The organism is Pseudomonas sp. MSSRFD41 (genome assembly GCF_014230245.1).
Lineage (GTDB): Bacteria > Pseudomonadota > Gammaproteobacteria > Pseudomonadales > Pseudomonadaceae > Aquipseudomonas > Aquipseudomonas piscis.
On record NZ_JACKZK010000015.1, the window covers coordinates 47,810 to 61,332 of the forward strand.

The following is a 13,523-nucleotide window of genomic DNA, read 5'->3' on the forward strand; positions in this document are numbered from 1 at the left end:
TCCGTGGAACGCCGAGCAAAAACTCAAGCTCTCACGAAAGGGTTCTGACGCATTTCATCGCCCAGCCGGGTGTCCGGACCGTGCCCGGCAACCACCGTGGCGTCTTCGTCGAGGGTATACAGACGCTGCTGGATCGAACGCACCAGGGTGGCCTGGTCGCCGCCCCACAGATCCGTGCGCCCGACCCCACGCTTGAACAAGGTGTCGCCGGTAATCAGAAGCTTAGCCTCGGAAAACCAAAAGCTCATGGAACCTGGAGTATGTCCCGGGGTATGCAGGGCCACGCCGCAGCCGCAGGCCAACTCCTCGTCGTCGCCCAACCAGCGATCCGGGGCCGGCACCGGCGCATAGGGCACGCCGAACATGCTGCACTGCATCTCCAGGTTGTCCCAGAGGAACTGGTCATCCTTGTGCAAGTGCAGGGTGGCGCCGGTCTTTTCCTTCATCTGCCCGGAGGCCAGGAAATGATCGAGGTGAGCATGGGTGTGGATGATGCTGACCACCTTCAGGCCCAGGGCATCGAGGCGCGCCATGATCAAGTCAGGATTGCCGCCCGGATCGACGACTATGGCTTTCTTGGTCAGCGGGTCGCCGATGATGGTGCAGTTGCACTGCAACGGACCGACGGGGAAGGTTTCGCGGATGAGGCTGGGTTTGGCGGCGTCCATGGGAATGTCCAGAAAAAACGATGGAACATTCTGGCACAGGTGCCGCCACCGCTCACTCAGAACCCCAGCGGCAGGGTTTCCCCACCTTCCAGCGCCAGCAGGAACTGCTTGGCCTCGAGCCCTCCGGCAAAGCCGGTAAGGCCGCCCGAAGCCCCGATCACCCGATGGCAGGGAGTGACGATGGAAATCGGGTTGCGCCCATTGGCCGCGCCCACTGCGCGGACCGCCTTGGGGCTGCCGATCTGCTGGGCGATCTGGCTGTAGCTACGGGTTTCGCCGAAGGGGATCGTCAACAGCGCCTGCCAGACCTTGCACTGGAACTCGGTGCCGACGAAATCCAGTTCGAGCTCGAAACGCTTGCGCGTACCGGCGAAGTATTCCTGCAACTGACGCTCGGTCTCCAGCAGTTGCGGGTGCTCGGGGGCCTGTTCGAGCGGGCCGAGGCGTACCCGGTTCTCGCGCTCCTGCTCCCAGAGAATCGCGGCCAGCTTCGCGCCCCTGGCTACCAGGGTCAGCTCCCCCACCGGGGAGGGAATGATCTTGAATGCACAGGACATATCGGGTTCTCCTTCAATCCACCAAGGCAATCGGCGGCCCTTGCGGGGGCAGCCTGGATACGCCTTGACTGTAAATCGCGATTCGAGCGCAAGAACTACGTTTCTTGCGCTCGAACTCGACGGAGAACCAAGCGCCCCCGAGCTAGTTATCGTCTTCGATCACGTAGCAGTTGTCACTGCTGCTGCGCTGGCCGTGAGGGTCGACGATAAACGCCCCACGCCCCTTGCCACACTCGAGCAGGTGCACGGGAGACAGTTCGCGCTGCTTATCGATCTGCGCATTGAAACGCATGATATAGGCGCCCAGGGAAATCGAAACACAGAGTATCAACACCAGGCACAACACCAACTGATCGGTGTAGCTGGCGTCATCAGAATGCGCTGGCAACATAATCCGGACCTGCATGCTCCACGCTCCGCCCAATCAGTAACCCGCTCAGCGCCCCACCCGCGCCCAGTCGCCCCCAAGGCGCCTTGGGAGGCAGGGCACAGGTCATCAGGCCCAGAAGAATCAGGATCAGCAAGAGACCTCTGATTACCGAAGACAGGTTCATGGCGGCGCCACGCTCAAGAGAAGTAGGATTGCAGACTAGCGAGCCCCGGGTTAACGGCAGGTAAACATCGGCGGAGCCCAAGTGGAGTTCGCTATCCTTCGCTCCAATGAGCGACACAGGCCCTGAAGGACACTCCCGTGCACATTAACCTGCTGCTGGTCGAGGACAATCTCGATCTAGCCAATACCGTCATCGAATACCTGGAAATCAGCGGCATCGTCTGCGATCACGCCAGCAATGGCCAGGCCGGCCTCAATCTGGCCCTGAACCAGCATTACGACGTCATTCTCCTGGACATCATGCTGCCGCGCCTGGATGGCCAGCAGCTCTGCGCACAGCTGCGCCAGCAAGGCAGCCAAACCCCGATCCTGATGCTCACCTCCCTCGATGCCCTGCCGGACAAACTGGCCAGCTTCGCCGCCGGTGCCGACGACTATCTGGTCAAGCCCTTCGAGCTGGCCGAGCTGGTCGCCCGGATCCGCGCCCTGAGCGTACGCCGCAGCGGCCAGGCCAGCCGCCTGCAAGTGGCCGACCTGGTCATGGAACTGAGTAGTCGCAAGGTCAGCCGGGCAGGCCAGGAACTGCACCTGTCGCCGATCTGCTGGACCCTGCTGGAATGCCTGATGCGCGCCAGCCCCGAGCCAGTCACCCGCGAACGCCTGGAAGCGACCATCTGGGGGGACGAACCGCCGGACAGCAACACGCTCAAGGTGCACATGCACCGGCTGCGCAAGACCGTGGACAAGTCCTTCGGCCAGCCGCTGATCCACACCCTACCTGGCGTCGGGATCCAGTTGAGGTCCCATGGGTAAGCGCCTGGCTCTGAAATGGGTGATCAGCGGCAGCTTCTTGTTGCTGATCGCCATCGTGTTGCTGATCTACAGCCTGCTGCTGCCCGAGTACAGCGTGCGCGGCCTGCTCTATACCGCCAGCGCGATGATGGAAGAGGAGGCCCAGTATTTTTCCAGGCACTACGCCAAGGATCCGAACACGCCGCCACCGAGCAACTACTTCTATACCAGCGTCATCGGCAAGGAAGCGTTGCCGGAGAAGATCCGCCACATGGTCGATACCCCGCCGAGCATGTCCTTCGGCGCGGTGCAAGTGTTCGGCGACCTGGACTCCGACGACGAGGACGAAGGCCGCGCGGTCCTGGCCCAGCCCCTGAGCGACGGCAAGATCCTGTACATGTACGACATCGATCATGACCAAGAAGAAGGCGGAGAGGTGGAAACGCCACGTTCCGACGCCTATATGGATCATGAACTGCGTGGCGTCATCTTCATCAGCCTCGCGGTGTTCATACCGGCCTTGATCATCATCGCCCTGCTGGTCTGGTGGGTGGTCCGCCCCCTGGGACGACTGGCCCAGTGGTCCACCACCCTCAAGGACCCGGAAGCCGTGTCCGGCGAACGCCCGAATTTCGGATTCAAGGAGTTCAACATGTTGGCAGATGCCCTGGCCCAGAGCGTGCAACAAGTACAGGCCGCCAGCGCCCGCGAAGGTCGCCTGTTGCGCTACACCAGCCACGAACTGCGCACCCCGCTGGCAGTGCTCAAGGCCAATATCGAGCTATTGGCCCTGCAGTCTGGCGGGGTCTTGCCGCCGCCATTGCAAAGGATCGAACGCTCGGTGCTGAACATGCAGCGCATCGCCGAGACCCTGCTGTGGATGAGCCGCGAGCTGCCCGAACCCTTGCCCGAGGAGCCCATCGACATGAGCGGCCTGGTCAACGACCTGATCGAGGAACACCGCTACCTGATCGGCACCCGGGATATCGAGCTGATCCTCGATATCAGCAGCGAGCCCTGTCGCCTGCCGCTCACCGCATGCCGCATCGTGGTCGGCAACTTCCTGCGCAATGCCTTGCAGTACGCCGATGACGGCGTCGTCGAGGTCAGCTTCGGCTACCCGCAACTGCGATTGGTCAATCGCATCCGCGAAACCCTGCAAAGCGAGACCTCCAGCGACTTTGGCTACGGCCTGGGGCTGGAGCTGATGCGCCAGCTGTCGGCGCGCCTGGGTTGGCACATCGAAGTGGCGGTCGAGCAACAGTGCTACATCGTCACCCTGGCATTCGAGCCCGCCCCGGCCGCCGAGCAGCCACCTGCCGAAGAAGACAACGAGCCCGGACAGCTGTCCTAGGCGGCCTCCACTAGCGAGGAAAAATATGCTCGCAAGCGATGAAAAAGCTCGGCCGCCCAAGCCCTGTACAGCATCGCTTGTGGGTATCGTGGGCGCACGACAATCGCGCTCGGGAGGCCAGCCACCGGTCCTGCCCTCCCCTTGCGCCCCGGGCAAGGAACGAGGTTCGCCGTGGCCACCTACAATCTGCGTCAATTGAAGTACTTCATCACCACCGTCGAATGCGGCAGTGTCGCCGAGGCATCGCGCAAGCTGTACATCGCCCAGCCCTCGATCTCCACCGCAATCAAGGGCCTGGAGGACAGCTTCGGCGTGCAGCTACTGATCCGCCACCACGCCCAGGGCGTCTCCCTGACTCCCAGTGGCGCGCGCTTCTACCGCAAGGCCCAGGAACTGCTGCGCATGGCCAGGGAGTTCGAGCAGAACGCCCTGGCGGACAACGATGTGGTCTGCGGGCAGATCGACATCGGTTGTTTCGAGACCGTGGCGCCGCTGTACCTGCCGCAATTGATCGCCGGCTTCGGCGCGCTCTATCCCGGTGTCGAGATCCGCATCCGCGACGGCGAGCAGCAGGAACTGGTGCAAGGCCTGACCGGCGGTGCCTACGATCTGGTGATCCTGTACGAACATGAGCTGGACGGCACCATCGAGACCGAGCCACTGATGCCGCCACAACGTCCCTATGCCCTGCTGCCGGCCGGCCACCGCTACGCCCAGCAGGCCCGGGTTTCGCTGCGCGACCTGTGCCTGGAACCGATGATCCTGCTGGATGTGCAGCCGAGCCGGACCTACTTCGTCAGCCTGTTCGAGGAGCTGGGCCTGACCCCGCAGATCGCCTTCAGCTCACCGTCCATCGAGATGGTCCGGGGCATGGTGGGCCAGGGCTTCGGCTTCTCGATCCTGGTCACCCGCCCCCACTGCCAATGCTCTTACGACGGCAGGCCGGTGGTGTGCGTGGAGATAGTCGAGGACGTGACCGGGTCCGGGCTGGTGGCGGCCTGGCTCAAGCGTGGACAACTGACCAAACCGGCGCGCCTGTTCGCCGACTACTGCAAGCAGCACCTGGCCCTGGCCGCCAACCCGCACGCCAACCCGCACGCCGAGTCCTAGCCCAGCAGGCCCAGCTCCTGGGCCCGGGCCACCGCCTGGGTCCGACGCTCCACTCCCAGCTTGCTGTTGATATGGCTGGCGTGGGTCTTCACGGTGTGCAGGGAAATGAACAGGCGCTCGCTGATCTCCTGGTTGGAGCAGCCTCGGGCAATCAATTGCAGCACCGCCAGTTCCCGGGAGCTGAGGCTCTCGCTGTGGGCAACGGCCTCGTGCAATTCACGGGGCGCCGAGGGCAGGCGCTCGAGCAAAGCCTGGGTCAACGCGGTGCCGGTGCACTGCTCCAGCTGCTCGCGCATCCAGCCGGGATAATCGAGGATCAAGCCTGCGAACGGCTGGAGGATGCCCCCCACTGCCGCCTCCAGGGCCAGGAGCAGATCACGGCGTGCCTCCTGGCCTCGACCAAGGGCCAGCAACAGCGCGGTCTTCTGGGTCAGGGCCATGGCACACAGCAACTGCCGGCCGCTGTTCTGCCCATCCTCCACCAGCCGGGCCAGGCGCCGCTCGGCCTGGACGACGTCGCCCTTGATGACTTCCAACCGGGCTTGCTGCAATTCGATATGCAAGGGCAACTGGGGATGGAACTCTGGCGGGGCCGCCGCCTGCCCCCCGGTGTAGGTCTGCCCCAGGCGGGCCAGCCAGGCTTCGGCGAGGTCGATGCGGCCCTGGGCCAGCCAAAGCTCGCATTTCACCAGGGTGATCATCGCCAGGTAGTAGATCGGCGGCACATCCCAGATATGCATCAGGCGCTCGGCCTCGGCCAGTTCGGCGAAGGCCCGGGCGAATTCGCCGCGCATGCCGTCCTGCTTGGCGATCACGCAATGACCGATCAGCACGCTGATATCGCGACAGGCCCGCGCTTCCACCAGCCCGGCCTGCAACCTGGCCAGGCCGGACTCGGGCTCGAGCCTCAGGGTCAGCAGGTAGCCTTCATACAGCGTCAGCCGGGCACGCACTGCGTACAACCGCTGGGCCGACAGCCCCTGCAAGCGCCCCAGTCCCTGCTGCACCTCATCCAGCGCCCGCAACACTTCGCCCCGGGCCTGCAGGACCCGCGCCCGGTCATAGTGGGCCAGGGCCTCGAACAGCGGGTTGCCGACCCGCTGCGCCAATTCCAGCGACTCGCGATTGAGGCTGCGGGCACGCCACACGTCGGCATCGGTGATGGCCAGGTTGGACAAGGTCGACAGGCACATCAGCCGCTGCCCATAACGCTTGAGGGGCAGGCTCTCCAGGGCCTCGCTGCAATAGGCCAGGGTCTGCTCCCGCTGGCCGCGCCCTCGGGCGATGATCCCGCTCAGGGCCAGCCACTGCGCCAGCATCGACTTTTGCGCCGTCGCCGAAGGCGCCGGCAGGAAACGGCTCAACTGGGCAGCCAGCTCCTGGGCCGCATCCAGCTGGCAGGCCAGGCCCAAGGCCCAGCTATACAACACGATCAAGCGCGGCGAACTGATCAGCAGGCTGTCGGGCAGGTCCATCTTCCAGCGCAACAGCATGCCGATATTCTGCTCAGCCAGCAGTTGTTCCTCGGACAAGTTCTGTACCAGGTTGGCGGCCACGTCCAGGTGCCCGGCACGCAGCGCCTGTTCCACCGCCTCATCCAGCAGGCCCTGGGCGTTGAACCAGCGACAGGCGCGCAAGTGCAGGCTGGCGGCCGGCACCAGGGCGCTGGCCGCTGGGCGGCTGCGCAGCAGGTCGGAGAACAGGTGGTGATAACGGTACCAGTGCCCATGCTCGTCCAGCGGCACCAGGAACACCTGGTGCGCCTGCAGGAAGCCGAGGATCTCGGCGCTGTCGTGGGCCTCGCGCAGGGCATCGCACAGCTCGGCGCAGAAGCGCTCCTGGGGGGCGGTGTCGTACAAGAAGGCCTGGACCTCGGCGGGCAGGCAATCGATGACTTCTTCGAGCAGGTAATCGCGGATCAACCCCTCGCCGCCATGCAAGCCCTGGGGCAAGGTGCCCACGGCTCCGGCCTCGGAGGCGGCGAGCAACCAGAAACGCAGCCCCGCGACCCAGCCCTCGCTACGTTCGATCAGGTTTTCCAGGGCCTCGCCGCGCAAGGCGCTGCTGTGTCGGTCCAGCAGGCTCAGGGACTCGTCGTGGGTCAGCCGCAGGTCCTGCTCATGCAGCTCCAGCAATTGCCGTGACAGGCGCAGGCGCGCCAGGTGCCAATCCGGGCGCTGCCGGCTGGTGACCATCACCAGCAGGCCATCGGGCAGGTGATTGAGGAAGAATTGCAGGCAACGATCGAGCACCGGCCCCTGGGCCAGGTGGTAGTCGTCCAGTACCAGCAACACGGGGTTGGCACTGGTCAATTGCTCCGCCAACTCGTCCAGCAAGCCGTCCAGCCACTCCTCGAAGGCAAACGGCTGATGACGCTGGCGCATTTTCAACAAGCCCAGGGACTGCCGGCCCAGCTGCGGAAAATACTGCTGCAACCCGGCCAGCAGGCGCTCGAGGAAACGCCCTGGATCGCTATCCCGTCGGCTCAAGCCCAGCCACAGGCTCTGCCAGTTCACCGGCAGGCTCTGGCAAAACTCGATCGCCAGCGAACTCTTGCCGAACCCGGCCGGAGCACAGACCAGCAACAGGCGCCCTTTCAACCCTCCCTTAAGACGTTCGCAAAGGCGCGGCCGCGACACATAGCCATCAGGCAATGGCGGTCGATAGAAACGCCCTTCCAGCGCAGGAATCACTGCGCTGTCAGACCGCAGGAGGGAGAACAGATCAGTCATGGCCAACTCTTATTGGTGTACGGTTGTCGGCGTAGCAGATGTCCGCAGACTAGCGGTAAAAGGCCACCTGTTGAAGATTTTTGCGACCATTCGCGCGAAAAAGACTATGACCAAATAGGTCAGATATTCCGCAATTATTGGGCGATATTTCGTTTGCTTATTTAGACAAGCTCCCAATTCGTCCCGAGAAAGATAGTCGCATTGCCACTGATTTCTACGTCAGCTGGCCCGGACCTATCGCGCAGACAAAAAAAAGCCCCGAACCAGCCGGGGCAATTTTCGAGGATGCGGCCTCTAAGGGGTAACGCGGATCAGCGGACTCCGTCCTGGCGCAGGGCGGCCGGGGTGAAGTCGCTGGTGGTGGCGGTGAAGCCGAAGTCATACGCCTGTTTCTCTTCGTTCTTCATGCCCAGTGCCAGGTAGCGGCCAGACTGCAGGTCGTAGAGGGTTTCCAGGGCATACCAGGGCACTTGCTTGTCGTAGTAGTCCTCGGCATGGGCCTCGGCCACGCGCCACAGCTGGCCACGACCGTCGTAATGGTCGATCACCGCGGCCTGCCAGGTGTCCTCGTCGATGTAGAAGTCACGCTTGGCGTAGATGTGGCGCTGGCCTTCCTTCAGGGTCGCGACCACATGCCAGACCCGGCGCAGCTCGTAGCGAGCCAGGTCCTGGTTGATGTGGCCGGCCTTGATGATGTCGGCGTACTTGAGGGTCGGCGAGTCGATCTTGTAGCTGTTGGAGGCGATGTACATCTCCTTCTTGCCTTCCAGCTTCCAGTCGTAGCGATCCGGAGCGCCGTTGTACATGTCCAGGTTGTCGGAGGTACGCAGGCCGTCGGCCGCGGTACCCGGGCCGTCATAGGAGACTTGCGGGGCGCGACGCACACGACGCTGGCCAGCGTTGTAGACCCAGGCCGAACGCGGCTCCTTCACCTGGTCCAGGGTTTCGTGCACCAGCAGCACGCCACCGGCCAGGCGCGCCGGGGCGGTGACCTTCTGCTTGAAGTAGAACAGGATGTTGCCCGGGTTCTTCGGGTCGTAGTCCTTCATCTTGTCGCGGAACACGAACTGGTCCTGGAAGTACACCAGGCTGTAGGAGCCGTTGGCTTGCGGAGTGGCCTGGGTCACCAGGCGAGTCACGCTGCCGCCGCGATAGCGAGTGATGTGGTTCCAGATCACCTCGACCCCGCTTTTCGGGATCGGGAACGGAATCGCCGTCTCGAAGTTCTCCAGGCCGTTGCCGCCGGAGACCAGGTTGGTCTTGGTGGCGTTGCGCTTGATGGCGGCGAACACATCAGCCGGCACGGTAGCGCCACGGTGGGTGGCGTATACCGGCATCTTGTAGCTGTCCGGGTAGCGCTTGAACATCGCGTACTGCCCGGGTGCCAGCTTGTCCTTGTACTGCTCGACGTTCTGCGCGGTGATGGTGAACTGCGGTTGTTCGTTGCCATAGGGATTGGACAGGAAACCCTTGCCGTCCACGCTGCCGGCGTTGGTCGCCAGCGGCTTCCAGGCCGGGATGGTGCCGGCGGCGTTACCGGCCATCTCGGCGCCCATCGGCGTCAGGCTGGTGCCCAGCTTGGCGGCCTCGTCGGCCGATACCGCAGCCATGACTCCGGTAGCCAGCAGCGACAGTCCCAGCACACCGACGTGCAACAGACTCTTGGTGATTTTCATATTGTTGTTCTTCCTGAAAATGCAGTGTGCTTAGAAGTTCACGCCAACGCTCAAGGCGAGGAAATCCCGGTCATCCACGGTGCTGTAGTCGCCACCGAAGAAGTTGGTGTAGGCCAGGCTCGCGGTGTAGGTGTTCTGGTACTCGGCGTCCAGCCCCAGGCTGATGGCCTTGCGGCCTTCCTCGAAGTTGCCGCCAGGGCCTGGTGAGTAACCCTTGACGTCATGGGACCAGGCCACGTTGGGCTTGAGGTTCACGCCGGCGAACACATCCGGGTATTCCCAGATCGCCCGGCCGCGGTAGCCCCAGGAGGTGGCGGTCGTAAAACCATCGTTGTTGCAATTTTTGGTGGCATTACTGGTACTTGCTCCAGGACCTGCTCCATTTATGGTGCCTAGATCAAGAATCTCGCAGGTATTCAACCCGGTAGGTGTGGCAGGTAGTTTGCCCGGGCCAAATACAGGATCACGGCCATAACGGGCTTTGGACTTGCTCTCCAGTCCACCCACATAGGTCACGCCCAACTCACCGACAAGAGTCAAGCGGCTGGCACCCATGACCTGATCGAAGAAATGGGTGAAGGTGGTCTGGAACTGGGTAATTTCCTTACGGTTGTAGCCGTGAGAGTCCTCTCCAGGATTGTGCTTAAGCAACGAAGCGTTTGTGTAGATACCGCCCAGTCCACGAACAGCGTCATAGAGGAGATCTGTACTGTTCAACTGAACCGGCGCGTTCGGCCGGTAGCTGATCTCGCCGCTCCATGCGGTCCCTGTAGGCAGGGTGGTGGAGAAGCTCAGGCCGTACAGGCGGATGTCCTCGGGATATTCGACGAAGTACTTCGAGTTGCCGGCGATCCAGACCGGGGCCAGGGCGCCGAAGCCCGGGGCCATGGCATAGGCCGACTTCGGCGCCGCGGTGGCGCTGAAGATCGGCGCGCGGCTGTGGTAGTTCATGAAATAGGCGCCGAACTCGGTGTCCAGCGGCTCGAAGTTGTAGCGGAAGGCCACGCCGAACTGGCCGTCGTCACGGGCATCGCGGTCACCGCTGCGGCGCACGAGGGTGCCCTCTTCGTTGGTGTCGACGCCACGGGCTCGCATCGCCGCCAGCGCAGCTCGCCCCGGGGCCGTGGCGGCGATGGTCGAACGCTTGGCCAGCAGTCGCAGGTTGTCATCGCAGCCATCGGAAATGTTGTCCGGCTGGGAGAAGAAAGTCCCGCAGTTGTCGGTGACGGTCTGGTCCCATTCCAATTGGTAGAAGGCTTCGGCCGACAGGTTCTCGGTCAGGTTCTGCGAGATGTAGAACATGTTGACCGGAATCAGGCCTTCCTTGATTTCGGCACCGGGACGGCGGAACGCCGAGACGTCGATCGGGTTGATCGAGTTGATGCCGCCGCCGATGAAGGTGCTTTCGCCCCAGCTCACCACCTGCTTGCCCAAACGCACCGAACCCGGTTCATCGCCAATGGAGTAGTTGTGGTAGACGAAGGCATCGAGGATCTGCCCGCCGGAGGACTTGGCGCCTTCCTTGCGGTTGCTGTCGCTGATGTTCTTGAAGTCCATGTCTTCGTCTTTGAGCTTGAAGTCGTACCAGTACTTGCCACGCACGAACACACCGGTATCGCCGTACTTGAGCTCCAGGTCATGGATGCCCTTGAAGATCTTCGAGAAGGTCTGCCCCTTGTTGAAGTTCAAGTGGCCGTCGTCGGTGGTCTGGGACAAGCCCTTGCCGCCGTTGTTGACTCCGATCAGGTCCTTGTTGCGCCCTGCGGTCGACCAGCTGGCACCGAGGGAAAGGGACGAATCGAAGCTGCCTTCGATTTCACCGACGTTGAAGGTGACGCCGAATGCGGGCCCGGCGAGCGTGGAGGCGAGACCGACGGCCAGGGGCAGTTTCGCCCGGCGCCAGAACTGGTTTGCTGATGTCATCGACGCTACTCCATGTGCATTATTGTTATGGCAGTTGGTTTTTCCGAGACCGCCCCGGCTACCGGCACCAGCACACTGGTACAGGCCCTGGGCTTGCGTGGCGCCAATACCCCGCAATGCCCCGTCCCTCGAAAAAGACTGTCAGCGGACTATAGCCAGCAAGGATTACTGCTTGATCCCTCTAAAGTGTGATTTGCAGCCCATCTGGCCGTGCTGGAGCGGTCCGTTGCCATAACCGTTGAAAAATGGCCGGCAAGGATGACGGAAAAATCCGCGAGTACAAGGCAAAGGCTTGCAGGGTGGGCGCGCCGTGCCCGGGCGGACACGGCGGGAAAGGCTCAGAGGGTGGAGAGAAAGGCGCTGTTGCTGGCCTGCCACTCGCTGATGTTGACGCGGATGCGTTTCTTGTCGAGCTTGCCGACGCTGGTCTTGGGAATTTCCGTAACAAGGGCGATCTGGGTGGGAATGGCCCACTTGCTCAGGTGCCCCAGCTCGACGAATGGCTTGAGGTGTTCCTTGAGCTCCCGGGCACCGATCTCGTGGCCTTCGCGGACCACCAGCAAGGCGAACGGCCGCTCTCCCCATTGCGGATCGGCGATGCCCACCACTGCTACTTCGCGTACCGCGCCATGCCGGCTGATCAGATCCTCCAGGTCCAGGGACGAGATCCACTCCCCACCGGTCTTGATCACATCCTTGATCCGGTCGCGGATATCGATCACGCCCATGCCGTCCAGGGTCGCCACGTCGCCGGTATGCAGCCAGCCGCCCTCCCAGAGCTCGGCGCCCTTTTGTGGCTCGTTGAAATAACCCTCGGTCAGCCAGGGTGCGCGCAGTACCAGCTCGCCCTGGGATTCGCCGTCCGCCGGCAGGAAGTTGCCCTCGGCATCGATGATCGCCGCCTCCACCAGGGGACCGGGCACACCGGCCTTGATCCGGTAGGTGGTGCGCTCGTCCTCGCTCCCCGCCATCAGTTCATCGTTGAGGTGGGCACAGGACACCAGCGGCCCGGTCTCGGACATGCCGTAGGCGGCCGTCAATTGCACGCCCCTGGCCTTGGCGGCCTCGTACAGCGCGCGGTTCAGGGCGCTGCCGCCGATGACGATCTTCCAGCCGCCGAAGTCCGTGCCCTGGGCCGCCTTGGCATTGAGCACCATCTGCAGGATGGTCGGCACGCAGTGGGAGAAGGTGACCTTTTCCCGGCGCCACAGCTCCACCAGGTACTCGGGATCGTAGCGCCCCGGATAGACCTGCTTGAGGCCCAGCATGGTGGCCACGTAGGGCAGGCCCCAGGCATGCACGTGGAACATCGGCGTGATGGGCATGTACACGTCGTTGGTACCCAGCAGGCGCACGCTGTCGATGGCGCCCATGATGGTCGACACGCCCATGGTGTGCAGCACCAGTTGGCGGTGGGTGAAGTACACGCCCTTGGGATTGCCGGTGGTGCCGGTGGTGTAGAAGGTGGTGGCCACCGAGTTCTCGTCGAAGTCCTCGAACTGGTAGTGCGGGCTGGCGGCGGCCAGCAAGGTCTCGTACTCGCCCACCAGGTTCGGCAGATCAGCGCTCTTCTGCTCGCCATCGGTGAGCAGCAGAGTCTTGTCCACCGTGGTCAAGTGTCCGGCAATGGCCTGGTACAGGCCGACGAACTCGCTGTTGACCAACACGAAGCGGTCCTCGGCGTGGTTCATGGTGTAGAGGATCTGCTCCGGCGACAGGCGCACGTTGATGGTGTGGATGACCGCGCCGATCATCGGGATGGCGAACATGCACTCCAGGTAACGATGGCTGTCCCAGTCCATTACCGCCACGGTGTCCCCGGCCTTGACCCCGGCCGCGGTCAACACGTTGGCCAGGCGCGCGACCCGCTCGATCAGGGTCGGATAGGTGTAGCGCAGCTGGTCACGATAGATGATCTCGCGGGTCTTCTCGTAGCGGCTGCCGGACATCAGCAGCCGCTTGATCAGGAGCGGGTATTGGTAGGCCCCTTCGGCAGGGGGGATAACGCGAGTCTGCAACATAAGAATCCCTTTTCTGACGGCTCGATCGTAACTGGAGAATATTCACTCTAGAGTGCCTGCGCACCAGCCAAATCAGCCAAAGGGATGATTTGCAGGGCCGCCCAATACTGGCTCCAGGCCAGTATCGGCGCGGCCCT

At 63.0% G+C, this 13,523-nt stretch carries 10 protein-coding genes; 3 read left to right on the top strand and 7 right to left on the bottom strand.

Annotated features, from left to right (window positions below; all coding sequences use genetic code 11):
• Positions 1-23: 23 nt before the first annotated feature.
• The 3 genes from H7A76_RS21270 to H7A76_RS21280 all read right to left on the bottom strand — a co-directional run bounded on the left by H7A76_RS21270 (position 24) and on the right by H7A76_RS21280 (position 1,616).
• Positions 24-668, bottom strand: a complete 645-nt coding sequence (locus tag H7A76_RS21270; protein ID WP_085594834.1) for an MBL fold metallo-hydrolase — start codon at positions 666-668, stop codon at positions 24-26.
• Positions 669-724: 56 nt separating this feature from the next.
• Positions 725-1,225, bottom strand: a complete 501-nt coding sequence (locus H7A76_RS21275; RefSeq protein WP_185700319.1) for a methylated-DNA--[protein]-cysteine S-methyltransferase — start codon at positions 1,223-1,225, stop codon at positions 725-727.
• A gap of 142 nt (positions 1,226-1,367) precedes the next feature.
• Positions 1,368-1,616 (bottom strand): hypothetical protein, encoded by a 249-nt coding sequence (locus H7A76_RS21280; RefSeq protein ID WP_185700427.1) that lies wholly within the window; start codon positions 1,614-1,616, stop codon positions 1,368-1,370.
• A gap of 300 nt (positions 1,617-1,916) precedes the next feature.
• Here H7A76_RS21280 and H7A76_RS21285 point away from each other — a divergent pair, with 300 nt between their 5' ends.
• The 3 genes from H7A76_RS21285 (at position 1,917) to H7A76_RS21295 (ending at position 5,034) form a co-directional block, all read left to right on the top strand.
• Positions 1,917-2,591, top strand: coding sequence for a response regulator transcription factor (locus H7A76_RS21285; RefSeq protein ID WP_185700320.1), 675 nt, complete (start codon positions 1,917-1,919; stop codon positions 2,589-2,591).
• Complete coding sequence (locus H7A76_RS21290) at positions 2,584-3,924, top strand: HAMP domain-containing sensor histidine kinase (protein WP_185700321.1); 1,341 nt, start codon at positions 2,584-2,586, stop codon at positions 3,922-3,924. Before H7A76_RS21285 ends, H7A76_RS21290 begins: the two co-directional genes overlap by 8 nt.
• 171 nt (positions 3,925-4,095) lie before the next feature.
• Positions 4,096-5,034 carry a LysR family transcriptional regulator gene (locus H7A76_RS21295; RefSeq protein WP_185700322.1) on the top strand — a complete coding sequence of 313 codons (939 nt, stop codon included), beginning with the start codon at positions 4,096-4,098 and terminating at the stop codon, positions 5,032-5,034.
• Here H7A76_RS21295 and H7A76_RS21300 read toward each other — a convergent pair.
• The 4 genes from H7A76_RS21300 to H7A76_RS21315 all read right to left on the bottom strand — a co-directional run bounded on the left by H7A76_RS21300 (position 5,031) and on the right by H7A76_RS21315 (position 13,386).
• Positions 5,031-7,766, bottom strand: coding sequence for a LuxR C-terminal-related transcriptional regulator (locus H7A76_RS21300; RefSeq protein WP_185700323.1), 2,736 nt, complete (start codon positions 7,764-7,766; stop codon positions 5,031-5,033). The genes H7A76_RS21295 and H7A76_RS21300 overlap by 4 nt on opposite strands.
• Positions 7,767-8,077: 311 nt before the next feature.
• Positions 8,078-9,442 (bottom strand): DUF1329 domain-containing protein, encoded by a 1,365-nt coding sequence (locus tag H7A76_RS21305; RefSeq protein ID WP_185700324.1) that lies wholly within the window; start codon positions 9,440-9,442, stop codon positions 8,078-8,080.
• A 30-nt stretch (positions 9,443-9,472) separates the two neighbouring features.
• The gene (locus H7A76_RS21310) at positions 9,473-11,365 is read right to left on the bottom strand and encodes a DUF1302 domain-containing protein (protein WP_185700325.1); all 1,893 of its coding nucleotides are present in this window, start codon (positions 11,363-11,365) and stop codon (positions 9,473-9,475) included.
• A gap of 338 nt (positions 11,366-11,703) precedes the next feature.
• A complete protein-coding gene (locus H7A76_RS21315) occupies positions 11,704-13,386 on the bottom strand; it encodes a fatty acid--CoA ligase (protein ID WP_185700326.1) in 1,683 nt (560 codons plus the stop codon).
• Between the last annotated feature and the right edge of the window lie 137 nt (positions 13,387-13,523).

Bases quoted from the DNA above. Each gene is read 5' to 3' on its own strand.
- H7A76_RS21290 (WP_185700321.1), top strand. From the start codon at position 2,584: ATGGGTAAGCGCCTGGCTCTGAAATGGGTGATCAGCGGCAGCTTCTTG.
- H7A76_RS21315 (WP_185700326.1), bottom strand. From the start codon at position 13,386: ATGTTGCAGACTCGCGTTATCCCCCCTGCCGAAGGGGCCTACCAATAC.
- H7A76_RS21310 (WP_185700325.1), bottom strand. From the start codon at position 11,365: ATGACATCAGCAAACCAGTTCTGGCGCCGGGCGAAACTGCCCCTGGCC.
- H7A76_RS21280 (WP_185700427.1), bottom strand. From the start codon at position 1,616: ATGTTGCCAGCGCATTCTGATGACGCCAGCTACACCGATCAGTTGGTG.
- H7A76_RS21275 (WP_185700319.1), bottom strand. From the start codon at position 1,225: ATGTCCTGTGCATTCAAGATCATTCCCTCCCCGGTGGGGGAGCTGACC.
- H7A76_RS21270 (WP_085594834.1), bottom strand. From the start codon at position 668: ATGGACGCCGCCAAACCCAGCCTCATCCGCGAAACCTTCCCCGTCGGT.
- H7A76_RS21305 (WP_185700324.1), bottom strand. From the start codon at position 9,442: ATGAAAATCACCAAGAGTCTGTTGCACGTCGGTGTGCTGGGACTGTCG.
- H7A76_RS21300 (WP_185700323.1), bottom strand. From the start codon at position 7,766: ATGACTGATCTGTTCTCCCTCCTGCGGTCTGACAGCGCAGTGATTCCT.